The 25,306-nt window shown below is 40.2% G+C and carries 28 protein-coding genes; 11 read left to right on the top strand and 17 right to left on the bottom strand.

Annotation, left to right across the window (positions count from 1 at the left end; genetic code table 11):
* Positions 1–39 precede the first annotated feature (39 nt).
* The 3 genes from apbC to NQT69_RS02785 all read left to right on the top strand — a co-directional run bounded on the left by apbC (position 40) and on the right by NQT69_RS02785 (position 4,324).
* Positions 40–1,119: an iron-sulfur cluster carrier protein ApbC gene (gene apbC, locus NQT69_RS02795; RefSeq protein ID WP_256826185.1), complete on the top strand. Its 1,080-nt coding sequence runs from the start codon at positions 40–42 to the stop codon at positions 1,117–1,119.
* 2 nt (positions 1,120–1,121) lie between these two features.
* Positions 1,122–1,712 (top strand): dCTP deaminase, encoded by a 591-nt coding sequence (gene dcd / locus NQT69_RS02790; protein ID WP_256826184.1) that lies wholly within the window; start codon positions 1,122–1,124, stop codon positions 1,710–1,712.
* A gap of 137 nt (positions 1,713–1,849) precedes the next feature.
* Positions 1,850–4,324, top strand: coding sequence for a putative bifunctional diguanylate cyclase/phosphodiesterase (locus NQT69_RS02785; protein ID WP_256826183.1), 2,475 nt, complete (start codon positions 1,850–1,852; stop codon positions 4,322–4,324).
* Position 4,325: 1 nt separating this feature from the next.
* On the opposite strand, the gene NQT69_RS02780 is transcribed toward NQT69_RS02785, so the two are convergent.
* Both NQT69_RS02780 and NQT69_RS02775 read right to left on the bottom strand, forming a co-directional pair.
* Complete coding sequence (locus tag NQT69_RS02780) at positions 4,326–5,102, bottom strand: CLCA_X family protein (protein ID WP_256826721.1); 777 nt, start codon at positions 5,100–5,102, stop codon at positions 4,326–4,328.
* Entirely contained in the window at positions 5,099–5,701 is a 603-nt protein-coding gene (locus NQT69_RS02775; protein ID WP_256826182.1) for a tRNA-uridine aminocarboxypropyltransferase, read from the bottom strand. The genes NQT69_RS02780 and NQT69_RS02775 overlap by 4 nt, the downstream gene beginning before the upstream one ends.
* 139 nt (positions 5,702–5,840) lie before the next feature.
* Here NQT69_RS02775 and NQT69_RS02770 point away from each other — a divergent pair, with 139 nt between their 5' ends.
* Positions 5,841–6,185 carry an Hpt domain-containing protein gene (locus NQT69_RS02770; protein ID WP_256826181.1) on the top strand — a complete coding sequence of 115 codons (345 nt, stop codon included), beginning with the start codon at positions 5,841–5,843 and terminating at the stop codon, positions 6,183–6,185.
* A gap of 111 nt (positions 6,186–6,296) precedes the next feature.
* Positions 6,297–7,514: a pyridoxal phosphate-dependent aminotransferase gene (locus NQT69_RS02765; protein WP_256826180.1), complete on the top strand. Its 1,218-nt coding sequence runs from the start codon at positions 6,297–6,299 to the stop codon at positions 7,512–7,514.
* A gap of 104 nt (positions 7,515–7,618) precedes the next feature.
* Here NQT69_RS02765 and NQT69_RS02760 read toward each other — a convergent pair whose 3' ends face one another.
* Genes NQT69_RS02760 through NQT69_RS02745 form a run of 4 tightly spaced genes read right to left on the bottom strand, consistent with a single transcriptional unit; the run spans position 7,619 to position 10,550 of the window.
* A complete protein-coding gene (locus tag NQT69_RS02760) occupies positions 7,619–8,086 on the bottom strand; it encodes a glycine zipper 2TM domain-containing protein (RefSeq protein WP_256826179.1) in 468 nt (155 codons plus the stop codon).
* 16 nt (positions 8,087–8,102) lie between these two features.
* The gene (lpoB, locus tag NQT69_RS02755; protein ID WP_372822931.1) at positions 8,103–8,723 is read right to left on the bottom strand and encodes a penicillin-binding protein activator LpoB; all 621 of its coding nucleotides are present in this window, start codon (positions 8,721–8,723) and stop codon (positions 8,103–8,105) included.
* 19 nt (positions 8,724–8,742) lie between these two features.
* Entirely contained in the window at positions 8,743–9,168 is a 426-nt protein-coding gene (locus NQT69_RS02750) for a YcfL family protein (protein ID WP_256826177.1), read from the bottom strand.
* 8 nt (positions 9,169–9,176) lie between these two features.
* Positions 9,177–10,550, bottom strand: coding sequence for a COG3014 family protein (locus NQT69_RS02745; RefSeq protein WP_256826176.1), 1,374 nt, complete (start codon positions 10,548–10,550; stop codon positions 9,177–9,179).
* A gap of 216 nt (positions 10,551–10,766) precedes the next feature.
* On the opposite strand from NQT69_RS02745, the gene NQT69_RS02740 reads away from it, so the two are divergent.
* A complete protein-coding gene (locus tag NQT69_RS02740) occupies positions 10,767–11,633 on the top strand; it encodes a DMT family transporter (RefSeq protein ID WP_256826175.1) in 867 nt (288 codons plus the stop codon).
* A 13-nt stretch (positions 11,634–11,646) separates the two neighbouring features.
* Here the strand turns inward: NQT69_RS02740 and NQT69_RS02735 are convergent, their stop codons facing one another.
* The 7 genes from NQT69_RS02735 to NQT69_RS02705 all read right to left on the bottom strand — a co-directional run bounded on the left by NQT69_RS02735 (position 11,647) and on the right by NQT69_RS02705 (position 18,319).
* Positions 11,647–12,366 (bottom strand): M15 family metallopeptidase, encoded by a 720-nt coding sequence (locus NQT69_RS02735; RefSeq protein ID WP_256826174.1) that lies wholly within the window; start codon positions 12,364–12,366, stop codon positions 11,647–11,649.
* The gene (gene dapE / locus NQT69_RS02730; protein WP_256826173.1) at positions 12,363–13,493 is read right to left on the bottom strand and encodes a succinyl-diaminopimelate desuccinylase; all 1,131 of its coding nucleotides are present in this window, start codon (positions 13,491–13,493) and stop codon (positions 12,363–12,365) included. Before dapE ends, NQT69_RS02735 begins: the two co-directional genes overlap by 4 nt.
* The gene (locus tag NQT69_RS02725) at positions 13,490–13,837 is read right to left on the bottom strand and encodes an ArsC family reductase (RefSeq protein ID WP_256826172.1); all 348 of its coding nucleotides are present in this window, start codon (positions 13,835–13,837) and stop codon (positions 13,490–13,492) included. Before NQT69_RS02725 ends, dapE begins: the two co-directional genes overlap by 4 nt.
* Before the next feature lie 5 nt (positions 13,838–13,842).
* Complete coding sequence (locus tag NQT69_RS02720; protein ID WP_256826171.1) at positions 13,843–14,337, bottom strand: PTS glucose transporter subunit IIA; 495 nt, start codon at positions 14,335–14,337, stop codon at positions 13,843–13,845.
* Between the two features lie 3 nt (positions 14,338–14,340).
* Positions 14,341–14,733: an ACT domain-containing protein gene (locus NQT69_RS02715; protein ID WP_256826170.1), complete on the bottom strand. Its 393-nt coding sequence runs from the start codon at positions 14,731–14,733 to the stop codon at positions 14,341–14,343.
* Between the two features lie 222 nt (positions 14,734–14,955).
* Positions 14,956–17,103: a phosphate acetyltransferase gene (gene pta, locus NQT69_RS02710; RefSeq protein ID WP_256826169.1), complete on the bottom strand. Its 2,148-nt coding sequence runs from the start codon at positions 17,101–17,103 to the stop codon at positions 14,956–14,958.
* Position 17,104: 1 nt separating this feature from the next.
* On the bottom strand, positions 17,105–18,319 hold the full coding sequence (locus tag NQT69_RS02705; protein ID WP_256826168.1) for an acetate kinase: 1,215 nt from the start codon (positions 18,317–18,319) through the stop codon (positions 17,105–17,107).
* 300 nt (positions 18,320–18,619) lie between these two features.
* On the opposite strand from NQT69_RS02705, the gene yfbV reads away from it, so the two are divergent.
* Positions 18,620–19,066 carry a terminus macrodomain insulation protein YfbV gene (gene yfbV, locus NQT69_RS02700; RefSeq protein ID WP_256826720.1) on the top strand — a complete coding sequence of 149 codons (447 nt, stop codon included), beginning with the start codon at positions 18,620–18,622 and terminating at the stop codon, positions 19,064–19,066.
* On the opposite strand, the gene rlmA is transcribed toward yfbV, so the two are convergent.
* The 3 genes from rlmA to xthA are packed head-to-tail and all read right to left on the bottom strand — an operon-like array spanning position 19,063 to position 21,347.
* Positions 19,063–19,863 (bottom strand): 23S rRNA (guanine(745)-N(1))-methyltransferase, encoded by an 801-nt coding sequence (gene rlmA / locus NQT69_RS02695; RefSeq protein WP_256826167.1) that lies wholly within the window; start codon positions 19,861–19,863, stop codon positions 19,063–19,065. The two genes, yfbV and rlmA, sit on opposite strands and share 4 nt — an antisense overlap.
* Positions 19,860–20,534, bottom strand: a complete 675-nt coding sequence (locus NQT69_RS02690; RefSeq protein ID WP_256826166.1) for an energy-coupling factor ABC transporter permease — start codon at positions 20,532–20,534, stop codon at positions 19,860–19,862. Before NQT69_RS02690 ends, rlmA begins: the two co-directional genes overlap by 4 nt.
* Before the next feature lie 6 nt (positions 20,535–20,540).
* Entirely contained in the window at positions 20,541–21,347 is an 807-nt protein-coding gene (gene xthA / locus NQT69_RS02685) for an exodeoxyribonuclease III (protein WP_256826165.1), read from the bottom strand.
* Positions 21,348–21,583: 236 nt separating this feature from the next.
* Here xthA and NQT69_RS02680 point away from each other — a divergent pair, with 236 nt between their 5' ends.
* The 4 genes from NQT69_RS02680 (at position 21,584) to rluB (ending at position 24,347) form a co-directional block, all read left to right on the top strand.
* Positions 21,584–22,015 carry an exonuclease III gene (locus NQT69_RS02680; protein ID WP_256826164.1) on the top strand — a complete coding sequence of 144 codons (432 nt, stop codon included), beginning with the start codon at positions 21,584–21,586 and terminating at the stop codon, positions 22,013–22,015.
* Positions 22,016–22,218: 203 nt separating this feature from the next.
* Positions 22,219–22,740 carry an EF-hand domain-containing protein gene (locus NQT69_RS02675; RefSeq protein WP_256826163.1) on the top strand — a complete coding sequence of 174 codons (522 nt, stop codon included), beginning with the start codon at positions 22,219–22,221 and terminating at the stop codon, positions 22,738–22,740.
* A gap of 150 nt (positions 22,741–22,890) precedes the next feature.
* Positions 22,891–23,481: an SMC-Scp complex subunit ScpB gene (gene scpB / locus NQT69_RS02670; protein WP_256826162.1), complete on the top strand. Its 591-nt coding sequence runs from the start codon at positions 22,891–22,893 to the stop codon at positions 23,479–23,481.
* Positions 23,478–24,347 (top strand): 23S rRNA pseudouridine(2605) synthase RluB, encoded by an 870-nt coding sequence (rluB, locus tag NQT69_RS02665; protein WP_256826161.1) that lies wholly within the window; start codon positions 23,478–23,480, stop codon positions 24,345–24,347. The genes scpB and rluB overlap by 4 nt, the downstream gene beginning before the upstream one ends.
* 59 nt (positions 24,348–24,406) lie before the next feature.
* Here rluB and NQT69_RS02660 read toward each other — a convergent pair whose 3' ends face one another.
* Entirely contained in the window at positions 24,407–25,159 is a 753-nt protein-coding gene (locus NQT69_RS02660) for a YciK family oxidoreductase (protein ID WP_256826160.1), read from the bottom strand.
* Positions 25,160–25,306: the final 147 nt, after the last annotated feature.

Raw genomic sequence — 25,306 nt, 5'->3', positions numbered from 1 at the left:
CCGAGGCAATTTTCATCAAAGAAACGCTATTTTATTGCTATGTTTGGACTGTCGAAATTATTCTCCTCTAAATCGGTGCAAAAACAACCGATAATTGCCGCTTTAGCTGCTTATCGTAGTGCTGCATTTGCAGTGGGTATTGATGAGTCTTTTATTAAAAACATTGAATTTGATAATGACAAAGCTTTATCTATTGAACTGATTCTACCGTTTGCTGCTAGTTCAGAGATGCAGGCTGTGAGTGAGTTTGTCAGTGAGCAACTTAAGCAACCTGTTCGTATCAGTTCATCTGTGCAATTACCTGCAGTGTGTAAATTTAAAAAAATTAAACATATTGTTTTGGTTGCATCAGGTAAAGGGGGAGTTGGAAAATCCACCACAGCGGTTAACTTAGCCGGTGCATTACAGCAAGAGGGCGCCAAAGTAGGTATTTTAGATGCGGATATTTATGGTCCATCAATCCCTATGTTGCTCGGATTAGTTGGTGCTACGCCAACAGCAAAAGATGACAAACAATTATACCCATTTGATGCTAATGGTATAAAAGCCCAATCAATTGGTTTTTTGGTACCCAGTGATGATGCCACAGTATGGCGCGGTCCTATGGCATCAGGTGCTTTAACACAATTGTTAAACGAAACCATCTGGGGTGAACTTGATTACTTGATTGTTGATATGCCACCAGGCACTGGTGATATTCAATTGACCATGAGCCAAAAAGTGCCTTCCAGTGGTACTATTATTGTAACCACGCCGCAAGACTTAGCCCTTGCTGATGCGCAAAAGGGCATTGCAATGTTTAATAAAGTAAATGTACCCGTGCTAGGTTTGATTGAAAATATGAGCCACTTTTTATGTACGCATTGTGGCGAGCCAAACCATGTGTTTGGTAAAGATGGCGCACTGAAGTTAGCCCAACGTCATGGCGTGCCGGTACTTTCACACATCCCACTAGCAATAGATATTCGCGAATACTCAGAGCAGGGTAAGTTAATTGCTAGTGACAACACAGCGGCTATTAGCAGTACATATGCCAGCGCCGCGCGTTTAATTGCAAGCCAGCTTTATTATCAACAACCCCATCATAATCCTTTAGAGATTGTGGTTACGGACGATTAAAAATGAGACTATCAGATAGCCATATTAAAGAATATATTGAGCAACAACGTATTATTATCGAGCCAGCTCCAAGTGATGAAATGATTTCAGGTGTGACTGTTGATTTACGCTTGGGTAATAAGTTTCGCGTTTTTCAAGATCATACCGCCGCTTATGTCGATCTTAGTGGACCTAAAGATCAGCTTAATAAAGCAATGGAATCCATCATGAGTGATGAGATTGTGTTAGCTCAAGAGCAGGCATTTTTTTTACACCCAGGTGAGCTTGCTCTTGCCATAACCCATGAAAAAGTTACGCTTCCAGCTGATGTTGTTGGTTGGTTAGATGGGCGCTCATCATTAGCGCGTTTAGGGCTAATGGTGCATGTTACAGCGCATCGTATTGATCCTGGCTGGTCTGGTAATATTGTGTTGGAGTTTTATAACTCGGGTAAACTGCCTTTGGCGCTTAGACCTATGATGAAAATTGGTGCAATGAGCTTTGAAACAATGTCTGGTCCTGCTGCTAACCCTTATAACACACGCAAAGATGCTAAATATAAAGACCAAAATAGCGCTGTTGCAAGCAGAATCAGTGACGATAAAAATGAATAACATGTAAAATTAATTAGCGATAGAAAAGCCTGAACCCAGGCTTTTTTTATTTTTACTGCATTGATTTACACCATTTACTGGCATTTATAAATATACCTTCCATACTTTACATAGCTCAATCGGCACATGGAGTGAGAGTGGGGGATAATCGCATGCTGGGTAAATTTTTACTGATGACTGTACTGCTGTTATGCAGCACTCTCAGTTCGCTTGTATATGCAAGCGTAATTGAAAATGCGATCCTTACCAGTACCGATAAACAGCCTGAAAGCCTACCTGATTTTAATTCACTAATAAAAACGACAAAGCCCCAGCAGGTGAATTCTTTAAGCTTACAGGCGAACACAGGATATTGGCTTCTTGTTGATCTTAATTCAATTGATAAGAGTGAAGATCAGGTGTTATACCTTGACGGGACTAAGGTTGACATCATTGATTATCGCTTATTAGATAGCCGCTTTGAGTTGTTGAGTAGCTCCCATCTGCACAGTGCATTTGTAAATAAGATAACCCCTTATAGTGTGTTAGACGCTAATAGCCAATGGCGTTGGGCTGCGGTTTATTTAAAACATAATAAAAATACCCAAATCGAGATAAATATCATACCTGAGCAAGCTTTTTATCAGCTTGTGAAACAACAGCTATTTACGATTGCAACACTCGCTGTGTTGCTCGTTGTTGCAATGGCGATCAGCGGAGCTTTTTATTTTCTATCACGGCATATCAAATTCATTTATCTGTTTTCTTATTTATTGTCTGTACTGGTAGGTATGTTAATCAGTAAAGGTTTACTTGCTTTTGTTACGCCCTCGATGCCACTAAGTGTTGCCTTGAAAAGCAGTGCTACATGTTTTATTGCAGCATTAGCTTTTGCTTGCATGTTTGTAATGCGGTCAAGCTATGGCAGTAGAGGGATCATTATTGCACACATAAGACTACCCGTTTTATTGTTGGCTATTTTTACATGTAGCATTATAGCCAGTATTTTACCCTACGAATTAGCTACATATTTATTAGTTGCTGGGTTCACAATTGAAACGGCCATACTTATCTTTTTATATATGCAATGGAAAGAGACTCATCCTTCGTATAGTGGAATTTATGTACTGGCTTGGTATTTAATAATTGGTCAAGCTGTTTTATGGCAGCTCACTTTACTATTCCCAAATTCTTTGGCGCTAGTTAACGATACGCTGATTGTATTTAACGCTTGCGTGTTTGTTGGCGCGGTGCTGATCCAAGATAGATCGCGAATCGTGCAATATAATTATAGCTTGCTTCATGATGATGAAACTAAATTGCCAAATAAAAAGCTATTATTCAAATGCCTGCAAAGCAAAATTAAGCTATCAGAATCACATTCAATTATATTATTTAGGCCCGCGATATTATTAGATGTTAGAGCTAACTTTGGTTATGAACACGCAAATGAGCAAATAAAAATTACCATGGCTAAATTAGCTCATCAGTTGAGTGTAATGAATGCAGCAAAAGTAGAAGCAACTAAACTCCATCGTCACTATATAGCGCGGCTAGATGATAGTACCTATGCATTTGTTGCCAATGGGGTTCTAGAATTAAGTCAGATCGAGCAGTTTGTCTGTGTAACAACGGCTGTATTTGCCGAAGGAATTAGCCATAACAGCAATCATTTTGTAAATAAGGTTGATATAGGAGTGGCAAATTATCCGCTGCATGCAGCTAGTGCAGAACAGCTTATTCAATGTGGGCTACAAGCACTGAGTGTTAAGCCATTACATGGAGAGCGTTGGCATATGTATGATGCGCAGCACTCGAGTATGACGCAATATCGTTTAGAGGTTGCGTCGTCTTTAAAAGAGGCGATAGAAGAGAATCAACTGAGCTTATTTTTTCAGCCGCAAATATGTTTAGCGACAGGAAAAGTACATGGAGCTGAAGCATTATTACGGTGGCAGCACCCTAGACTGGGGCATGTTCCGCCAGATGAGTTTATTCCAATAGCAGAATCATCAGGAATGATTTTTGAGCTTACTGAGTGGGTTGTGGAGCAGGCCTTGGCATATCAGCAACAGCTGCAAGTGATTAACCCTGACCATATAATTTCAATAAACATCTCGGCGAAAGACTTATTGCGTAAAGAGTTGCCGGTATTGTTTTTAACGCTTTTAAATGAGTATCAGATAAACGCAGCGAATGTTATGTTGGAATTGACTGAATCGGCAACACTCAGTGATGGCGTCAACATTAAAACGGCGTTAAATGATTACCGATTGATAGGTTTAAAAATTGCGATTGATGATTTTGGTACAGGCTACTCTTCGTTGGCTTATCTAAGCAAGATGGGGTTTGATGAAATAAAAATAGATAAACAGTTTGTTATGAATATTGAGTATTCAAAAAATGATCAAACGATTTGTCGTGCCACCTGTGATATTGCTGCGAGCTTAGGCTCATATGTCGTGGCAGAAGGCATTGAGGATATACAAAGTTTAAAACGACTCAAAAGCTTTGGCTGCGAAATTGGCCAAGGTTATTATTTTTCCCGACCATTAGCATTTACTGATTACCTTACATGGCTTGAAAATAACTTACAAACGCACACTAAGGCCGATGTATACCAGTTGAATTGATTTAGCGAATTAATAACGCGCCTAAACTATGAAAATAATCGTCGAGTGCTTGTTTACTCTGTAGGGTGTGTTCAGTATCTGGATAAACTAACTCAGAATCAGTTAAGTTGTCGACCAAAAATAAATTTGTTATCTCATTATGGTTAGCAATACAGGCTTCAAAGCAACGTGCTGCAAGCTCTTCTGGCATACTCATGTAAAACAACTCTTGTTGTTTATCGATGAGCATTGATTTTTTAACGTATTCATTTGCTTGATGCCCGCTACTATCTAAGAATATAGATTGGTAGAACTTGCCTAAAGCCTTGTTAAGTGGGTGAGGGTTCTTAATAGGGTGTTCTAACCATAACTTTGAGGCAAAAAAACGGGCGCTAAAGTTGGGGTATAAATGTGTTGCAATATGATGGTCAAACGCATGAAACCATTCATGGGCAAGGGCTCCGCCACCAGCATTTTTAGCTAAAGCAAGTGTGTGTGTTGCACTATTATAATGGGCTTGCACATGTTGTTGACCGCCATGGCCAAAAGCGAAGTTTAATTTTCCCCTGAGTCCAATTGCAGTAGGAGGAAGCTGTAATATTTGCGCTAAATCTGCTAACGCGTCATAAATTAAATTAGCCGCAATAAAGAGCTCTTCTTTGCTAACCCACTTGCCCACGGTCATGGTTCGAAAGCCGAATGTTTCTTTTATATCGGTGAAGTCAACTTGATCGTCAAAACGATAATCAGGGCCTTGACGATAAAAGCCACGCTTTAAACGGCTCTGGAAATTCATTATTTTAAATAACGTGTTTTGACATGCTCAGGCATAAATTGAGTTTGTTTATCATTGAGAGCATCGAGTACTTGGTACAGTGGGGTCGGATCAAGCTGCTCAATTAACATTAAGCTATGTGCGACCGCTTCAAGCGTGGATAGGCTATCTGGCCTAGGGGCTTTACGAATACGGTATCTATTTGGCGGAATTGTTGCAAAACTAATCTTTTTAAAGGTCGTCAGGAGAGGTGTTAATTGCAATATTTTAAAGGCTTTTTTCCATGTACCATCGATTACTATTAAATGCGTCAGTTGCTGAGAAAATATTTGACTTTGCTCACTGACCTTATCGATTAAAATGGCATCTGGGTCAGGATAAAGTAATGCAGTCGTTGCTTGAGGTAAGGTATTTAAAATTGTAAAGTCGCTACTGCTTTGTCCTTGCACAAGCGTGCAATGTTCTGTGCATAGTGGCAAGAGTTTTGCGGTGTTTTTTGTGACTTTTAACTCGCTAGGGTGTTGCAAGATTATAATACTAAGACTATTTTCAACCTTTACTAGGTCATCACATAAACAGGTAGTTGCGCTAAATTGGCATTTTTCACAGACGGCACGAGACATAAAATGAACTATTCTTGTAACAATTAGTTAGAAAACGCTGTAATTATACGCTTTATCTAACTATTAGGTGGATTTTTTTCTTAAGAAAGTTAAAGTAAGGTAATAGCGTGAGAAAGCAGAATAATAAAAAGGATAAAAAATGAATACAGTTGTTATTGATGAAAGTGCTTTAGAAAGCATGGAATCATTACTAGGAGAGCAGTTTAGCGATACTTTAGTCTTTTGTTGTGCTGAATTTGAACGTTTAGCTGCTGAAACGTTAAACACGCTTGGCCAAGATCTCGAAGCATCTATACGTCATGCACATAGTTTAAAATCAAATGCATCGCAATTTGGTGCCACTAGTTTATCTGATGTGGCGAGAGAAATAGAGCACAGTTTAAATAACGGTGAACAAGCAAAGGCTATCGAAGCCTCAAAACAACTTGAGCAACAAGTTTCAGGTTCTAAAGAAGCATTAACCAATTGGCTTGCATCGCGTTAATTAGAATACCCCCTTGTGTACGTGAATATATTTCAGTTTTAAGGTGATGAAATACCCTAGCATTTTGCCACCCTACTAGGTTAATCTAAGAGTTCACTAGTAGAGGTAGAAATGTCACAAATTAAAAAGAGTCACAAATTAGAAGGTGTTTGTTATGACATTCGCGGGCCTGTTTTAGCACAAGCACGTAAAATGGAAGACGAAGGCCAAAAAGTTCTTAAATTAAATATTGGTAATCCAGCAGCATTTGGTTTTGACATGCCTGAGGATATGCACCGAGATATTATTCGTAACTTATATTCAGCCCAAGGCTATTGTGACTCTAAAGGCCTCTACTCAGCCCGTGTGGCTATTTATCAGCACTACCAACAGCGCGGCTTATATAATTTAGACGTTGATAATATATATATCGGTAATGGCGTTAGCGAACTTATACAAATGACCACTCAAGCATTGTTGAATAACGATGATGAAGTGCTGATCCCTGCTCCCGATTATCCGCTTTGGACTGCATCAGTAAAATTAGCCGGTGGTAATCCTGTTCATTATTTATGTGATGAAGAGCAAGACTGGTTCCCTGATATTGCTGATATTCGCAGTAAAATTACATCAAAAACCAAAGCGTTGGTGTTGATAAATCCTAATAACCCAACAGGAGCTGTTTATAGCAATGATCTGTTACAGCAGCTCATTGATGTTGCCAGAGAGCATAAACTATTATTGTTGAGTGACGAAATCTACGAAAAGATTTTGTACGATGGCATAAGTCACAGCTCGATAGGGTCTTTATGTGATGATGTGCCGGTGATCACATTTAACGGCTTAGCGAAAACATATCGTGCAGCAGGGATCCGTATGGGCTGGATGGTACTCAGTGGCCGCACAGATTTAATGGATGATTTAAGCAGAGGTTTAGATATTCTTGCTTCTATGCGTTTATGTGCCAATGTCCCTGCCCAGTATGCGATACAACAAGCTTTAGGCGGCGTTCAATCGATAGATAACTTAATAAATCCCGGTGGTCGTTTATATGAGCAGCGTGATATAGCTTGGCACGGGTTAAATGCCATTGATGGGATCTCATGCACAAAACCCAACGGGGCGCTGTATGCCTTTGCAAAAGTAGATACAGAACGTTTTAATATCAAAAATGATGAAAAAATGATTTTAGATTTACTTAAAGCAGAGAAGATATTATTAGTACATGGTCGGGCATTTAATTGGCCTAACCCTGATCATTTTAGACTGGTGTTTTTACCAAATAAAGACGATTTAAGCGCAGCTATGAGCAAAATGCAGCGTTTCTTTAATAATTATCAACAAAGTTAGCGGTTTGATTTTGAATAAAAAGCGAGCTAATTAGCTCGCTTTTTTGTTAATAAACTTAGGGTCTGTTGACCTTTTCGGATCTAACCTTGGAAGGTCAACAGGCCCTAGTATGCTTTATCGACTCTCACAGTGTTGTCTGATAAATAAACAAGCCGAACATCATCACCAGTGCTAAATCTCATTTGGCTGTCTTGATCTTGAACAACCATAAACTGCTCACCGTTTTCAACCTTGATCATTAATTCGACTAAATGATATTCATTATAATGACTGGTTTGCTGTTTGTTATGGGCTACGCTGCCACCAATCACTGAACCTAATATCGTGGCTGCAGTTCGACCACTACCGCCACCAAACTGATTACCTATAACTCCACCCAATAATGCTCCACCAAAGGTTTTCCAGCCGTTAGCTTTATCTTGCACCAGCTCTTTTTCGGTAATGTTGCGAACGGATCTTACTTCACCAAACAGTACTTGCTGTACTGGCACGGCTTTGTTTCGCTCATAGGCTGCAAACGTGGGTGCAGACATGAGCAGTGCAGCACATAGCGTTAAAATTGAATATTTCATGTTTACTCCTTAGCTGTTACCAGCCAAAGGTTGATTTTTCACGCGTTTTACGAATTTCCGTTTCATCAGCCCATTCAACTAGACCACTTTTTAAATCCATTAATCGCATGGTAAATTTATAATACACATCAGCTTTATCTTCATTGGATTTAACTATGCTCGATAGGTTGCCATAAAGCATATATTGCGCGCCCACTTGTTGGCCAAATGCAACGGCGGTTGAGGGATCAACGAGGGCATCAACATTTTGAAAGTTAAGTTGTTCACGTACAGCCTCAACTCGTCCCATATCGACAAAGCGGAACTTACCACTGCGTAAAAGTTGTGTTGAAATAGAGTCAGTGATTGATTCAGTATCAATATGTTCACTGGTTTTATTTTTAATACGCTCAACAAATACAATAGGACGGCTGTTTGCTGTCATTGTGCCCACTACTGCCGAAGAAAGTAGTGAGTCCGTCATTTGGGTGGCGACTTTTTGCAAGTCAGTAGAGCCAAAGTTAATGTCTGTGGTTTCAACTGCTTGAGCATCACCGTAACTGACAACTGCTTTATTGGCACAGCCTGATAAAGCAAATGCACTTAACCCGATTAAAGCATACCCTGAAAGCGTTTTTAGTGTGGCTTTTTTATTCATAGTGTTCATGTTAATTTCCTTAATCTTCAAATTCTTGTGCTTCGGTTGATACTTCACGTACCGCAAGCGAAAAAGTAACTGCATCAGTGGTTGGCGCAAGGCCCGGTAATTGAATATTTGCAAAACCAAACAAGGTTAATGCTTGCCATGGCGAGTGATTACCCTTAATAACAAAGCCATCGCTGTCATACCATGTGAACTGATACTGTAAATACTGAGATTTCTTATAGCTACTAGTAAGCGTGACAACGACATCTGTAAGCTGATTTGTTTGTCGCGTTTTGACATCTGTAATGGCTAGTCTTTTACCAAGATCTGGGTTTTTTACTTTTAACTGTTGCTGGTATTGCGCACTTGATTGCTCCACGGTAACGCCAGATGTTGTGGGCCTGCTGGAACACCCTGCAAGTATACATAGCGCGAGTATCGGTATTAAAATTTTCATAGTAGCTCCTAAAGTTGCACTACGTGAGAGTTAAAGTAGTTATTAATAGAGGTTAGATAGATCAAAGTTAACCTTTGCTTACTAACTTCAAAGTTTATATCTGGGTGGTTGTTACCAACCGTTAAAGTGTGCGTTCCGGCTGTAATATCTGTGCGTGCAACGCTGATTTGATTTGGTAACGTTAGCCAGCTCCGTGTATCAGCCTGCTCGGATGCCAAATTATAGATATTTGCTAAGATATTACCGACATCACCACCACTTCTTGCCAGTTCAGCACGTACTTTTTCTTTGGCAACTAAGCGTAAAACTTGGCGAGTCACTCTAGCGGGGGTTTGTTCTTCCAGTGTTTTCGCGGCTAGCGCCTCAATACGTACTAACGGGTTTAGCGGTACTTGTTGATTGGCAATCTTAACTTGATTGATTGCAGGCACAAAGGCGCTGTCTTTGTATATTGGCATCGCTAAACTATAAAATCGTGCATCACCGCGAGAAGTATAAATGGGTAAACGTAATACAAATTCGTCCTTTTGTGGGACTAAGCCTTGCTCAATGAGTACAATCACTTCACCATTATTATTGACTGGTGTGGGCTGACCAAAGCGTTGTGTAAATTGTGCTAAGTCTTGTTCAAAACCTTGCTGCTTTGCTAAACGCATGACGTCTTGCTGTAGATAAAGGTTATCAGGGTTTATTTCTAGCGCTTTTTTATAGTCAATATAGGCATCATCGTATTGTTTATTACTTTGATAAAGTAGTGCAGATAAATAAAACGTAAAGGCATTTTGGTAGCCATTTTTCACATTTTTAATTATCTCATCCATACTCGGGTAATGCTGCTGCGCTTCTTTAACTGTGGCATCAATTTCCCCTTGGTTTTGCGTTAAAGCATCAACTTGTACTTTGTTCGCTCGGCGTACTTCAACAAGCGCACCCTCAATATCATTGTCAAATACATAGTTAAGGGCTTTATAGCTATGTAACATACTCATTTCGTAAGGTGCCGGCTCATAGGCAATGACAGAGTCATTAGTTAATAATGCATTGCTTTGTTCAAGGCCACTGGATACTTGCACTTTAGCGGCTTGACGAATGTTTTCCATTTGCTGATATATAGCTTCGTAATTCGTTTGGGCGCCGGCATTTAGATTATTTAAATCGTTAACGCGGGCATGCTCTAGCTGATTGAGTAAATAATTACTATGAGATGGGTTATTATTCGGTAAAAGTTGTTGAGCTTGGCTGATGTCATTAACACGTATAGCTTGGCGTACCGGATTAATTTGTGTTGCATAATCAGTGAATAGATCGCCAAAGCCTACTGTACTACAGCCACTTACCCCAGCTAATATAAGACTTAATCCAACTATAAAACGACGCTTCACAGATCACTCCTTTAAACTTTTAATATAGATTAGCATAGACTTATTAACCTTCTATGATAAACAATGTAAAAATTCGTAGTATTAACCACCTAAGGGTGCAGATCTACCTAGGGTATTGGTGAAATTTATATTGCGCTATAAGGGTCTTATAAAAACTGATAACCTGATCGCTGAGTGGATATTACCCTCATCAAAACGCTTAATTAAGGAATAAATTTGAAAGCAATTATTTATACTGTGCTGGCCCTTGCAGCTTTTGCCGGTAATTCTATACTTGCCCGTATGGCATTAGCGGGTGGTGATATTGATCCATGGAATTTTACAGCCATACGGTTATTCAGCGGTGCAGTGTGTTTAGGGATTATTTTATTGTTGCAACAAAAGAAACTCGTTACTACTAATGCGGCTATTAACAAAGAGCAGGGAAGTTGGCGAAGTAGCATGAGCTTACTGCTGTATGCACTGTGTTTTTCTATTGCATATGTAGAGCTTGATACAGGCACAGGCGCGTTAATTTTATTCTCTGCGGTGCAATTGACCATGATAGGCTGGGGCATCTTTAAAAAAGAGCGATTATCGATAGTACAATGGTTTGCTTTTGTTGCAGCTTTAGCTGGTTTTATTTATCTAATGCTGCCATCAGCTGCAGTACCTTCACTTTTTCCTGCTATTTTAATGGCAATAAGCGGCATCGCTTGGGGCGTATACAGTATTCGTGGTAAAAGCTGTGCAGCACCTTTAAAAGCAACGACGTATAACTTTGCCAAAAGCCTTATTGCGTTACCGGTATTAATTATCATCGGGCTCTCGGTTGCTGCGCAAATTAGCTTACAGGGTATTATTTTAGCGTGCTTATCAGGTGCAGTGGCATCTGGAATTGGCTATAGCATCTGGTATCTTGCTTTGCCATTATTAAAAAGCAGTCAAGCGGCTGTTGTACAATTGTGTGTGCCCGTGATTGCTGCGATTGCTGGTATGGTCTTGTTAGCGGAGGCTCTTACTTTACAGTTTGTTATCGCAAGCGCCATTATACTTGGCGCTGTACTGGTTTTTTTAACGGCTAAACCGGCGGAGCAGATATAATACTCAAGCCAGCTTAAGGTGCGAGTACGGTGTCTTGCGGTGGTCTGGCTATATTTGTGACATAGCGTTCATATAGCTCGGGTAGGTGGGCCAAAATGGTTTGCTTACCCAATAGATCACTGTGCTGAACTTGTTTAGTGAGTACATCTAAATTAAGAACATCACACATGAGTTGGGATTGATTTATATGACTTATATGCCAAGGCTCTGGCGCTACACCACCTAAATAGCTTTGATAAGGGCGGTAAAAGCCAAATTTAGCTAAGTTGTTATCTAGCCAATTTGTCATCGCCGCAAAAGGCCCGCCAATAGTATATTCATGTGGCTCTAGTTGTAGCTTATAGTCTGGAGGGATTGCTGCTTGGTCATATATATCAACATCAGTACCAAAATGGTGGCGGCTTGCACCAGGTAGTGCACTATAAAGTAAAATAGCATGACAAATTTCAAGCTCAGATAAATCCGATATATCAACTGCTTGCTGATGTTGGTCAAGAATAGGCCTAGCGCCTGAGAACTTCGCATTCCAAATTACACTTTGTCGTTCAAAATCTCGAAAACTTGACGCGATTGTTAACTCAAAACCTGCTTGGGCTGCCGCATTTTTGAGTGCTATAAAATCATCAACTATATTGGCATGAATACGATGTTGGCCACAATCAACTAAGTGTGCATCACTACAGCCCGTTGCACATGCGGCTAATAGTGACGGGCTGAGTGATAAACAACTCATGTTAATAATTGCTCCAAGATTTGCTCATACACTTCGCACAGGGCAACTAGATCATCAGTGCTAACACACTCGTTTACTTTATGGATAGTATCGTTTCGAGGGCCCAACTCAATCACTTTAGCGCCTGTTTGTGCGATAAAACGACCATCAGAGGTCCCGCCGGAGGTTTCAAGAGCGGTATCTCGGCCAGTTACTGATTTGATAGCGGCCACGGTGGCGTCAATCAATGGACCCCCTTCAGTAATGAAAGGCTGGCCATTAACTATCCAGCTCAACTCATACTCAAAGTCATAGTGCTTAAGAATAGCATTAACACGTTGCTGCAATTGTTCATGGGTGACCTCAGTACTGAATCTAAAATTAAATTGGATTTCAAGCTCGCCTGGGATCACATTGCCAGCTCCAGTACCACCATTAATATTTGAAATCTGAAAGCTAGTCGCAGGGAAAAACTCATTGCCATTATCCCATTGAGTTTGGCTTAACTCAGTAAGTGCTGGTGCAGCGATATGAATCGGATTTTTAGCCAAATGAGGATATGCAACATGTCCTTGAACGCCTTTAACGGTCAAAAAACCTGTTAAAGAGCCTCGGCGGCCATTTTTCACCACATCCCCAAGTTCATTACGAGATGAGGGTTCACCCACTAAACACATATCTATTTTTTCGCCACGCTGTTCAAGCGTATCAATTACTTTAGTAGTGCCATTGATAAAAGGGCCTTCTTCATCTGAGGTGATCAAGAATGAAATAGAGCCTTTGTGATCAGGGTGTTTATCGACAAATCGTTCAGTAGCTACAATCATAGCAGCCAGTGAGCCTTTCATATCTGCGGCTCCACGACCGTGTAACATACCATCGTGTATTAACCCTGAAAATGGAGGGTGTTGCCAATTCTTCTCAGGTCCTGTTGGTACAACATCAGTGTGACCGGCAAAACAAAAGTGTGGCGACTGCTGACCTTTTCTAGCCCATGTGTTTAAGGTATCGGTAAAAAACATTGATTCGATATTAAAACCAAGCGCTGCTAAGCGTTCATTCATCATTGCTTGGCAATCTGCATCTTCAGGTGTCACTGAGCGACGTTGGATCAGCGCTTGTGCTAGTTCAATTACGGGGTTGCTCATACTGAAAATATCTCATCATATTGCGCGGCTTTAAACCCGAGGTAATACTGTGAATCATGAGTCATTACTGGACGCTTGATCATTGCTGGTTGTTCAACTAATAGGGCAAGTGCCGTGTCTTTGTTAAGGCTTTGTTTTTGCTCGTCCGATAATTGGCGGTAAGTTGTACCACGTTTATTCACTAAATCTTGCCAATCTAAATGCGCGGCAAATTCTGTGAGCATAGCTAGGTCGACACCGTCTTTACGGTAATCATGAAATGTGAAGGCGATGTTTTTATCAGTTAAATATTTTTTAGCTTTTTTAATGGTGTCGCAATTGCTGATACCGTAAAGAGTGGTCATATCATTTACTTCTTAGTTAATGTTAAAAGGTTATCTGTCCCCGCGCTTACGTGAGACAACGAATAATACATCGGCTTTAGCTGGTGGCCGTTTAATAAAATCAAACTGGCAATTAAAGGCACTTTTAAATCCCGTAGATCAAAATATGCCAGCCGCTGGCCTTTGCTTATTTTACTATTATTAAGTTGGGCAATGTGGGTATGATGAATATCGAACTGTTGGTCAAAATGTAAGTTTATTAATATTTTTAAACCGTTGCTTGCTTGTAGGATAAATTCAGTTCCAGCATTTCGTGCTTGCAGTAACACGCCATCAAATGGGGATAAAATCTTATGACTACTGAGTTCAACCATAATACCTGGGCCAAGTGTACCGTAGCGAAAAAATGCTTCAGGGTGCTCATTTAAAGGTCGTACTTTACCGCTAAACGGACTACAAATAGCGATTGTATTGGTGTCTAGTTGCTGCTGTGGCAGGTAAATTATATCAGTACTGTTCATTGTTTATTGCGGGTCTTTGATAACAGTGTAACCGTCTTTCTTTAATGCTGCTATTGCATCATTTATAGATTGTTTTTTAACTAGCACATAGTCTGTGTCGTAAGTGGAAATGGCGAAAATAGATATCTTTGCACGGGCTAATACCCCAGAAATATTGGCCATAATCCCCGTTAACGAGAAACCGAGAGGCCCAACGACTTCCAGTGCTAGCCAATTATGTTCAGCATCAAGGCTGTCTATGGCTAAGTCACTTGGGCAAACTATTGAAAGTTCATCGTAGGTTTTAGCAATAAAAAAAAGGGTTTGCTTAAATAAATCAGCAGGAATGGTGCTATTAACATCAAGACTATGAATGGTAAATTCGGTGTTGTGAAGCTGTAGCGTTTGTTTTGACATTAAAAACCTTTTGATTTAACCACCTTGCAGATTTAATAGTATAGCTAAAAAGCGTTGAATAAAAGGGATATCTTGTCCACAATTTCTGTGGATAACAATGGGATTAAAAAGGTATAACCCATGTAACATATTAATTTAGCGTTCATTTTTAATATGGGTAGATAAACGACAATGAATAGGTAAAGCAATGCAACGCATTACTTTACCGTTCAATAGTGGTGACTATTTAGCCACTTGTGCGGCTTGGATAGCCGTTAACGCTATCGTATAGACGATATCATCAACTAATGCACCACGGCTTAAGTCATTCACTGGCTTACGCATTCCTTGCAGCATGGGACCTATGCTTATTAAGTCTGCGCTTCTTTGCACCGCCTTATAGGTGGTGTTACCGGTGTTTAAGTCTGGGAATATAAACACAGTTGCTTTACCTGCTACAGGGCTATCAGGCGCTTTTTTCAGGGCTACATTTTCCATGATTGCGGCATCGTATTGTAATGGACCATCAATGATTAAGTCAGGGCGCTTTTGCTGAGCTAACTTAGTTGCTTCACGTACTTTTTCAACATCCGCGCCGGTGCCTGATGTGCCAGTACTGTAACTGATCATGGCAACTCTAGGTTCAATTCCAAATGCTGCAGCTGAATCAGCGGATTGAATGGCAATATCAGCCAGCTGATCAGCAGTAGGATCCGGGTTGATAGCACAGTCACCATAGACCAATACTTGATCGGGTAATAGCATAAAGAATACAGATGAAACTAGAGAGGAGCCAGGCGCGGTTTTAATTAATTGTAGCGGTGGTCTGATTGTGTTTGCAGTAGTATTAACTGCACCAGAGACTAAACCATCAACAATGCCACGCTCTAACATCATGGTACCAAGTACCACGTTATCTTGCAGCTGCTCTTGTGCTACCACTTCGGTTAAACCTTTACTTTTTCGTATGTCTACCATAGGTGCGACATAATCATTAAGAACTGATTGAGGTTCAATAATGGTCACATTCTCATTCAGCTCTACACCTTGTTGACTGGCAATTCGGTGTATTTCTTCTTTATCGCCTAATAAAATGGTCTTCGCTATGCCACGCTCGCCACAAATAGCAGCTGCTTTAATAGTACGAGGCTCGTTACCTTCAGGCAAAACAACGGTTTTATTTGCATGACGGGCTTTATCTGTTAGTAAATAGCGAAATGCAGGAGGAGACATTTTCCGCGTTTTACCCACACTTTTAGCTAGCGTGTCCAGCCAATCTGAATCGATATGGCTTGCGTTATGATGCTTAACTTTATCAATTCGTTGCACATCATCACAGGGAACTTCCATATTAAAGTTATGAAGTAGTAACGAAGTTCGCCAAGTGTCTGCTTCGGTAAATAAAATAGGTAATCCTGTTGCCATTGCTTGTTCGCACAAGGTCATAATCCGAGGTTCAGGTTTAAAACCGCCTGTTAATAATATGGCGCCGATCTTAGTGCCATTCATTGCTGACAAGCATGCTGCTACCAGCACATCAGAGCGATCGCCAGGAGTTACAAGTAAAGCTCCTGGCGTGAAGTGATTGAGAATGTTGGACACAGTACGAGCGCAAAAAGTGACCCGACGTAGACGTCGATGAGCCATATCACCTTCATTTAAAACTTCAGCGTTTAAATAAGCACTTAAGTCTTTAACACGCGGTGCAACTAATTCAAAATCCCATGGAATTGAACCAAGTAGCATAAACGGGTGTTTTCTAAAAATAGGCAAAGAAGCTAAACGGTTTAATTCGTTTTCTAATTCATCAGGCTTATGTGAGTCGACAAGATCGGCTCTAGCTCGACCTTCTTGGTCAAGTGGTGCGTTGACTTTGTTAAAAATACAACCAAGTACACGGGCATGGCCAACACCCCCATAATAACCTGCAGCAATTTCTAATTTATCTTCTATTTGGTCGTTGCTGTCATTACCAGGGGTTAGTACAAAAATGATATCAGCCCCTAATGTTTGGGCTATTTCACGATTAACACGGCCAGCATATGGCTGGCGACGAGTGGGTACCATACCTTCAATAATTGCTACTTCATCATTACTGATAGTGCTTTCAAATCGTTCGACAATTTCTTCCAGTAAATCATCACCCTTGCCATCACCAATCATTTGTTCAGCGTAGTCTAACGCAAAGGGAGTCGGGGGAGTGATGGGGGAGCCTTGAGTTATAATAAGCGTTGATTTCTCTGGCCCAGTTTCACCTGCGCGAGGCTGTGCAATGGGTTTGAAAAAATTAACTTTTACTGCTTTTTGTTCTAGCGCACGTACTAAACCGACAGAGACAGAGGTAAGACCAACGCCGGTAGAGATCGGTACTAACATAATTCTACGAGCCATATTATTGCTCCTGGGCGATGTTTGCGGCGTCACGGGCAATCACCCATTCTTCGTTTGTTGGCATTACAACAGCCATAGTATTAGCATGCGCTGAACTGATTATGCCTTGACTACCGAAACGCGCATTCAAATTCGCTTGTTCATCACAGTCGAGCCCTAAAAAGCCCAATTGTTTAATCACTTTTTGGCGAATAATATCTGAGTTTTCGCCAATACCACCGGTAAAGATAAGCGCGTCTAGGCGTTGAACGGGTACCATAAATGCTGCAATTTGTTTTGCTAGGCGGTAGCAAAACATGTCAAGCGCCAGCATTGCTCTTTGGTTTCCTGCTACGGCTGCATCTTCAATAGTGCGACAGTCATTTGACAGTTCACTAACCCCTAACAAGCCACTTTCTTTGTTTAGTAGGTCATCTATTTGTGCTGCGCTGTAGTTAAGTTGGGTTGTCAGAAAGTTAAATAAACCTGGGTCAATATCCCCACTGCGGGTGCCCATCATTAAGCCCTCTAGCGGCGTTAATCCCATGCTTGTATCAACGCTTTTACCTTCTTTAATCGCACATACTGAACACCCATTACCTAAATGCGCGCTAATAAAATTACTGTGGTCCAGCGGTTTACCTAATAACTTAGCGGTTTCACTAGCAACATAATAATGGCTGGTGCCATGAAAGCCGTAACGTCTAACGCCATACTCGGTGTAAAGCTTGTAAGGTAGGGCGTATAAATAAGCGACCTGTTCCATTGTTTGGTGAAAAGCCGTATCGAATACTGCTATTTGTGGTAGCCCTTCAAATGAGGCTTGGGCCGCTGCGATACCTAATAAATTAGCGTGGCCATGCAAAGGAGCAAGCGTAGCCGCTTTGGTGATACCGGCAATGACGGATTCGTCTATCAGCACCGATTGAGTAAAATGCTCTCCACCATGGACGACACGATGGCCGATGGCAATTAAGTTTTCAGCCAAATTATGATCTTTTATAAGCTTTACCAGCGTATCTATTGCATGAGCATGGGCTTGCCCTTCGGCCAGCTCTAGCTGCGTTTTCTTGCCTTGGAACTTATACTTTAGTGAAGGGGTGTCAGATCCTAAGCGTTCAGCGAGGCCTGAGATAATCTCATCTGAAGTTTCAGCATCCAAGATCGCAAATTTTAAACTTGAACTTCCGCAATTAAGTACAAGTACATGTTGAGGGGAATTAGGTTGCAGTGGCATATAAAAGTCTCATTATTGGCTATGTCAGTAAGTGCGCATTAAGTTAAGCTGATGTATATCTATTGAAATTGGCAGATATAGACTAAAGATAAATAGTAATTTGCCGATTAACAACTATGATTAAACCAAAGTCTAGTTGACTTAACGCTTAAATATTTTAACTCATTTATTGCATTAACGTTAGCTATAACCCTGATCAAACTCAAGTAATGAGCAATTAGATTTTACAAAGGAATGTCGTTTTGAGTATGGTACACTCAAAGAGTTCAGTAGTTAAACCAGCGACACCTAGGAGTCATGATGCAAAAAAGTGTGATGTCACAAGTCCAAACTGGTCGAGAATACGCCAAAAAGTGGCCAATGCGTAAAGAGCTTGCGCCTTTATTTGCTGAGTTTAAGGTCATTAAAGCCACAGAGCATGCAATTACTGTCATGCCTATTTTGGCGATGCTTACATTGTTTATGCAAATTAATTATCTCGGCAGTGACTTTTTGCCACAAGCAATTGCTGTCGCATTGTTTTTTTTGTCTTTACCATTACAAGGCTTATTGTGGTTGGGCAAGCGAGCAGAGACACCTTTAGAGCCTGCGATGGAGCATTGGTTTAAAGAGTTATATACAAAAATGGTTGCTAATGGTTACCAAGGTGAGCTGGGTAAAAATAAACCTCGTTATGCCGACTTGGCCCATTTACTTAACGATATGTTTGATAAAATGGACCGAGCTTTTACCCAAGAAAATCTTTAACATTTTTTCTTAAAGTGACTGAGATAAAATGACAGGGTGACGTTTTGCTCACCTTGTTGCTCTAATGCTTGCCAGTGTTCGGGCCTAAACTTCCATGCAAATGGTGTCATAGTGATGAGGTTTTTCACTTCAGCAAAACTAAGCCGCACCGATTGTTCTATTAATGTTTGTGTTATTAACTCAAAGCCAATAGGAACTGGAATTGGCGTATGGGCATTCACTTCTCGGTATATCTTCTGCTTTAATTCTTTTAAGTGCCATGGCCCAGGGCTGGCAACTATTAATGCTGCATCAGGTGAAGCTAAGCGCCCTAGTTCCTGTTCAAACAGGGGGGCAAAAATGCTAACCAGAACATCCGCTTGATTATCTGCAAAAGGTGCTTGGCTGATCGATGCAACACTAAATTGGCAGTTTTGGTAGCGTTTAGCTGCATATTTTACTGCTGATTTAGAGATATCAACACCATAAACCTCACCTTTGCAAAAATTTGCAATAGCTTGGGTATAAAACCCTTCGCCACAGCCTAAATCAATTACATTATTTGGGGATTGTTCACTGACTAATTTGGCAATCGCTTGCTGCAAAAAATGATAGTGCCCGGTATTTAAAAACTCCCGCCTAGCTTGCACCATGTCGAGATTATCACCGGGTTGTTTAGAGTTCTTATGTTGCACAGGTAATAGGTTTACATAACCTTCTTTTGCATAATCAAAGGTATGATTATTGTCACAGCGTAATGATTTATTGCTGAGTTGCAAAGTTTGTTGGCACAAAGGGCATTGGTACGCGAGACTCATGAGTCTAAATAATCCTTGTCATAAAATGTTTTAACCCAGTGTGGGCGGTAGGTAATAAGTATTGAAATAGCCATGCCGTTTAGCATCGCTTCAGGGAACCAAATAATGGCACAAAGATACAAGTAATTCTCGCTTAATTCATACCAGTTGTAGTATCCAGTAAAGTAGTAGAAGGCACTAATTGAGATTATTTTAACGCAACTTGCGAAAGCTGCGCATAAAAAGCTACAAATAAAAATATAAATAAAGAAGTGTCGAGGTAATAGATTGTAGCAAATCACAAACACGCTGTAAGAGAACAGAATTGGGAGGTAGGCTGTTAACAATAAATGCAAAGGCAATTGGGCCACAGAAAGTTGCTCAAATGCAATTAATAGCGCACTAGCTAGTGTGGCGCTTAATAAAGCAAAGCGCCAGCCAAGTACTAAAGTGACGGCTGTAACACCTAAAATATGTAGTTCAAGGCCGGGTAAAATACCAGCTTTAATTTGCCATAAAATACAAAACACAATGACGCAGGAAAATACACCAGTTTGTCGTGCAGGGGTGTTAATAAGGCTTTTATAAAGTGCTTTATCAACACTGCTCCAGGCAATAACTCCCACTAATAACCACAGCACTAATTGTGTATTAGTGCTGAGTAACGTGATTGAATCGGGGGAGTCGAACATTAAGCGTTAACTAAATGTTGACCATATAGGTGCATGATCTGAGGGTTTTTCTATGCCTCTTAATTCGTAGTCGATACCTGCATCAGTACAACGCTGTGCAAGTGCTGCAGTTGCAAGTACCACATCGATACGCAGACCCCGGTTGTCATCAAACCCTTTAGAGCGATAATCAAACCAAGAATATTGCTCGCCTGTTTCAGGGTGCAGTTCACGGAATGTATCTTTAAAGCCCCAATCTAATAGTGTAGCTAACCACTCACGCTCAACGGGCTGAAAAGAGCATTTACCTGTTTTTAACCAACGCTTACGGTTTGGCTCACCAATACCAATGTCTAACTCGGTAGGCGAGATATTAATATCACCCATAACGATGACATCTTCATCCGCAGTGTGGCTTGACTCGAGGTGAGTCATTAAGTCTTTATAAAATTGGCGTTTATAAGGAAATTTTGTTTCATGATTAATGTTATCGCCTTGTGGAAAATAACCGTTCATCACGGTTAGGTCTCTACCATTGTCTTGCGTTAAAGTGACGCTGATCATACGTTTTTGTGACTCTTCAGTGTCGGTGGCAAAGCCCTTAAATACAGATTTAGGCTCTTTCTTACATAACATAGCAACACCATAATGTGCTTTTTGGCCATGAAAATAGACGTGATACCCCATTTTCTGAACATCTTCCAGCGGAAAGGCTTCATCATGTACTTTGATCTCTTGCAGTCCAATTACATCTGGCTGATGTTTATCTATGATTGCTTGCAGTTGGTGGAGGCGAGCGCGAAGCCCATTGATGTTAAACGAAATAACTTTCATGTTTTTGGCCTAAAGTGCATGTTTATTTTTGTTAAATTCTATCATTAAATTATCTATGACACATGTGATTATTTGGAAATATAAATGGTTCAATGTTGAGCTAATGAAGATTAAATATTAAACATTGTTAAGCATGATTTAATTAAAAAATTAAATCGATTATTCAGTTGATTTGCTTCTTTGTGTATATATAATGCGCGAAAACCCCGTTCATTATATGTTCATATAGGTAAGTCATGAAAAAACAACTCTTAACGTTATTCATTGCAACAGTATCATTCTCTCACGGTGCTGAAGCTGCTCAATTTTACAGTGCTGATAAAAAAATTGAGTCGCAATTGTGTTCGATTAGTGCCAATGAAGGTTTTTCTGCTGCACGCAAAGTAGCTCAACAACACGGTATTTTTATATCTCGCCATTCAAAGAGTATTCTGTGTAATGGTCAAGACATTCGCGATATCGCTAAAGTGGCAAATGTTAAAAAGCAGAGTGAAAAAGTCATCGAAGTGTTTGCTACCAATGATCAAACAGAAACTCAGTTATGTGTTACAGCTGTTAAACAAGGCCTTGCGCCAGTGCGTGAAAAAATTGGTAATTTAAACTCTTTACGTTGTAACGGTGAGTTAGTCACTGATTTTGTTAAGCGTTATCACAATGCTGCAATTTAAAAGATAATCATTTAAAAAAAGCGCAATTATGCGCTTTTTTTATGCCTGAAATTTTTACAAAAACCCTGCAATGATGCCATGCCTGAATGTTTAAATAGAATTAAGTTGTTATTTAACCATCTGAAAATGTTGATTTTTATTTTGTTGGCATCGTCTTTGTATTAGTTCAATTGAATTTAATTTTTAATACAAGGAAACGTCTTATGAAAAAGTTAACACTTGCATCAACAATTCTAGCAGCACTTACCCTGAGCGCATGTTCAGCAAACTCTTCTCTGGCAAAAATAGACAGTGATTTCGGTAGCTTAGATAACGATGATGATGGCTATATTTCAAAAACCGAAGCCGATGATGATGACATTTGGGATCACTTTTCAAACATTGATACTAATATGGACGAACAAATTAGCCGCCAGGAATTCGCAAACTATACTCATTTAAATACGGGTAAAGTTGCAACTGATAGTGAAGTAACCGAGTCAGCGTTTAAAGCAGAAATTGCGAAGTTTGACCCGATCGAGAGCGATTTTAAGTCACTCGATAATGACAGAAATGGCTATATTTCTGTGGTTGAAGCAAATGACGATGATATCGCAAACCATTTTGGATATATGGATAGCAACCAAGATAAGCGCGTGAGCAAAAATGAGTTTGTGTCATATATTAAGACGCACGGCAGTGATGTCGCTGAAGATGAAGCATTAGAAATGGTAAAAAATAGCTAATTGCGATGCCCGCGATTATAAATGCCAGCTTTATGCTGGCATTTTTGCTGTTTTCATTAATAACTTTTCCAACCTATCAAATGATCTGTCATAATAGAGCACGAGTCTGATCCAACCTTTTTACACTTCTAATTTATAAATGGTTTATAAATGGCAACAAAACGAATTAGTGATGAGCAATTAATTGAAATCATTGAAGCGGCAATTTTTGTTGCAGGTAAGCCATTAACTAAGCGTCACCTTAAAGAAACGGTATTAAGTGAATTAAGTGTTTCTATGACAAGAGTGAATAATGCAATTGAACAAATTCAACTTCATTATCAAACTCGGGGCATTCGTTTAGTTGAAGTGGGCAGTGGTTATCGTTTTCAAGCTTGTGAAAGCCTTAGCCCTTGGCTAAGTCAGTTATTTCAGGAGCGGGCACCTAAGTATTCGCGTGCACTGTTAGAGACTCTTTCGCTTATTGCTTATCGCCAACCTATAACACGGGGTGAAATTGAGCAAGTGCGCGGGGTTGCTGTAGGCTCTGGTATTATAAAATCCCTGCTTGAAAGAGAGTGGGTACACGTAGTTGGTCATAAAGAAGTGCCTGGAAGGCCTGCTCTATATGCTACTACAAAACAATTTTTAGATTATTTTTCGTTAACCGGTCTTGATAACTTACCCGATTTGCCAAAGCAGCAACAAAGTAAAATAGACCAGTTATTAAGTGATCCTTCTGTGAGAGAACTATCCGAATGAGTATACAAGGTGAAAAGTTACAAAAAGTCCTAGCCCGTGCAGGGGTAGGCTCACGACGCGAGATGGAAAAGTACATTGATGCCAATCGAGTTAGTGTTAATGGTAAGGTTGCAAAATTAGGCGATCGCGTCGAAGAGACAGATCAAATTCGCGTAGACGGCCATACTGTTAAAATAGAAGAGAAAGCCGAGCGCATTTGTCGTGTCATTATGTATAACAAACCAGAAGGTGAGTTGTGTACTCGAAAAGATCCTGAAGGCCGACGTACCGTGTTCGATCGCTTACCTCGCATAGATGGAGACCGTTGGATTGCGGTTGGCCGTTTGGACATTAACACCGCAGGTTTAATGTTATTTACTAATGATGGTGAATTAGCTAATCGTTTAATGCATCCAAGCTATGAAGTTGAACGTGAGTATTCGGCACGTGTATTTGGTGAAGTGACTAATGAAACAATTAAAAACTTAACCAAGGGCGTCGAGCTTGAAGATGGCTTTGCTAAATTTCTAAATATCAAACCACTAGGTGGGGAAGGCATTAACCGTTGGTTTAATGTGACATTAACAGAAGGTCGTAATCGTGAAGTGCGTCGTTTATGGCAATCGCAAGAGGTTGAAGTTTCTCGTTTAATTCGTATTCGTTATGGTAAGTTAGAGCTTGATAAACGCCTTCCTCAAGGGGGTTGGAGTGAGCTTGATTTAGAAACAGTTAATTACTTACGCAAAACTGTAAAGTTAGGCCGTGAGACACAAACTAAACTATCTGTTATGCCTGAAAAGCGTAAAGATAAGCGTGCTAAAATCAATCAAATTCGTAAAGCAGTGAAAAAACACAACAATCGTGTAAAGCAAACTAAACGTCGTTAAATTAAATTACGTTATTAACCATTAAAAAAGCCGCTAAAAGCGGCTTTTTTAGTAAAATATTATGTAGGTTTCTTTGTTTGTGCATCCAAAGATTGGCCGTTAATATCTTTTGAGTCATCGCTCATTAGGTATAAATAGGTAGGCATTAAATCTTCTGGAGTAGCTAGTTTATCACGGTCTTCCCCAGGGTAAGCTGTTGCGCGCATAGATGTACGGGTAGCTCCTGGGTTGATGCAATTAATACGAATCGGTGTTTTTCCTACCTCAGCTGCCCATGTTTGCATCATGCCTTCAACGGCAAATTTTGAAATAGCATAAGCTCCCCAAAACTCTCTACCTTGGCGGCCAACTCCCGATGAGGTAAAGATAACAGAGGCACTCGGTGATTTACGTAACACCGGGAACATGTATTTCGTGATCATCGCTTGTGCAGTGACGTTCACTTTCATTATGTTGTCAAAGGTTGATGTACAAAAGTGCTCTAATGGCCCAAGAGAGCCGATGATACCGGCATTATTTAATAGACCATCTAATTTACCAAATTGTTGTTCAATTGTTGCAGCGAGATCACGATAATTTTGTTTTGTTGCACCTTTTAGATCCATAGGCACAATCGCTGGCTTGGGGCCACCTAAAGCAATAATTTCGTCATACACGCATTCTAGCTTCTGGGTCGTTTTACCCAATAAAATAACTGTAGCGCCATGCTTGGCATATGTTAAGGCCGCAACGCGACCAATGCCATCACCAGCACCTGTGATTAGAATAACTTTGCCTTGTAAGGCATCACTTGCTGCTTTATAAGTCTGCATAAGTAAAGGTCCAAAAGTATCAATTTTTGTGATTTTAACATAGCAAATCCCCAAGTTATCGAATTTATTGCAAAATAAGGTGGCGAAATCTGAAACTTTACGTTAACTTTAACTGGTCTAATGTCTCATTAATAAACTAATTACATT

This window comes from Pseudoalteromonas shioyasakiensis (genome assembly GCF_024518675.1).
GTDB classification, from domain to species: Bacteria; Pseudomonadota; Gammaproteobacteria; order Enterobacterales; family Alteromonadaceae; genus Pseudoalteromonas; species Pseudoalteromonas shioyasakiensis_B.
This window is presented reverse-complemented; position numbering and strand designations above follow the sequence as displayed.

Bases quoted from the DNA above. Each gene is read 5' to 3' on its own strand.
- apbC (WP_256826185.1), top strand. From the start codon at position 40: ATGTTTGGACTGTCGAAATTATTCTCCTCTAAATCGGTGCAAAAACAA.
- dcd (WP_256826184.1), top strand. From the start codon at position 1,122: ATGAGACTATCAGATAGCCATATTAAAGAATATATTGAGCAACAACGT.
- NQT69_RS02775 (WP_256826182.1), bottom strand. From the start codon at position 5,701: ATGTCTCGTGCCGTCTGTGAAAAATGCCAATTTAGCGCAACTACCTGT.
- NQT69_RS02770 (WP_256826181.1), top strand. From the start codon at position 5,841: ATGAATACAGTTGTTATTGATGAAAGTGCTTTAGAAAGCATGGAATCA.
- NQT69_RS02765 (WP_256826180.1), top strand. From the start codon at position 6,297: ATGTCACAAATTAAAAAGAGTCACAAATTAGAAGGTGTTTGTTATGAC.
- NQT69_RS02760 (WP_256826179.1), bottom strand. From the start codon at position 8,086: ATGAAATATTCAATTTTAACGCTATGTGCTGCACTGCTCATGTCTGCA.
- lpoB (WP_372822931.1), bottom strand. From the start codon at position 8,723: ATGAATAAAAAAGCCACACTAAAAACGCTTTCAGGGTATGCTTTAATC.
- NQT69_RS02750 (WP_256826177.1), bottom strand. From the start codon at position 9,168: ATGAAAATTTTAATACCGATACTCGCGCTATGTATACTTGCAGGGTGT.
- NQT69_RS02735 (WP_256826174.1), bottom strand. From the start codon at position 12,366: ATGAGTTGTTTATCACTCAGCCCGTCACTATTAGCCGCATGTGCAACG.
- dapE (WP_256826173.1), bottom strand. From the start codon at position 13,493: ATGAGCAACCCCGTAATTGAACTAGCACAAGCGCTGATCCAACGTCGC.
- NQT69_RS02725 (WP_256826172.1), bottom strand. From the start codon at position 13,837: ATGACCACTCTTTACGGTATCAGCAATTGCGACACCATTAAAAAAGCT.
- NQT69_RS02720 (WP_256826171.1), bottom strand. From the start codon at position 14,337: ATGAACAGTACTGATATAATTTACCTGCCACAGCAGCAACTAGACACC.
- NQT69_RS02715 (WP_256826170.1), bottom strand. From the start codon at position 14,733: ATGTCAAAACAAACGCTACAGCTTCACAACACCGAATTTACCATTCAT.
- pta (WP_256826169.1), bottom strand. From the start codon at position 17,103: ATGGCTCGTAGAATTATGTTAGTACCGATCTCTACCGGCGTTGGTCTT.
- NQT69_RS02705 (WP_256826168.1), bottom strand. From the start codon at position 18,319: ATGCCACTGCAACCTAATTCCCCTCAACATGTACTTGTACTTAATTGC.
- yfbV (WP_256826720.1), top strand. From the start codon at position 18,620: ATGCAAAAAAGTGTGATGTCACAAGTCCAAACTGGTCGAGAATACGCC.
- rlmA (WP_256826167.1), bottom strand. From the start codon at position 19,863: ATGAGTCTCGCGTACCAATGCCCTTTGTGCCAACAAACTTTGCAACTC.
- NQT69_RS02690 (WP_256826166.1), bottom strand. From the start codon at position 20,534: ATGTTCGACTCCCCCGATTCAATCACGTTACTCAGCACTAATACACAA.
- xthA (WP_256826165.1), bottom strand. From the start codon at position 21,347: ATGAAAGTTATTTCGTTTAACATCAATGGGCTTCGCGCTCGCCTCCAC.
- NQT69_RS02680 (WP_256826164.1), top strand. From the start codon at position 21,584: ATGAAAAAACAACTCTTAACGTTATTCATTGCAACAGTATCATTCTCT.
- NQT69_RS02675 (WP_256826163.1), top strand. From the start codon at position 22,219: ATGAAAAAGTTAACACTTGCATCAACAATTCTAGCAGCACTTACCCTG.
- scpB (WP_256826162.1), top strand. From the start codon at position 22,891: ATGGCAACAAAACGAATTAGTGATGAGCAATTAATTGAAATCATTGAA.
- rluB (WP_256826161.1), top strand. From the start codon at position 23,478: ATGAGTATACAAGGTGAAAAGTTACAAAAAGTCCTAGCCCGTGCAGGG.
- NQT69_RS02660 (WP_256826160.1), bottom strand. From the start codon at position 25,159: ATGCAGACTTATAAAGCAGCAAGTGATGCCTTACAAGGCAAAGTTATT.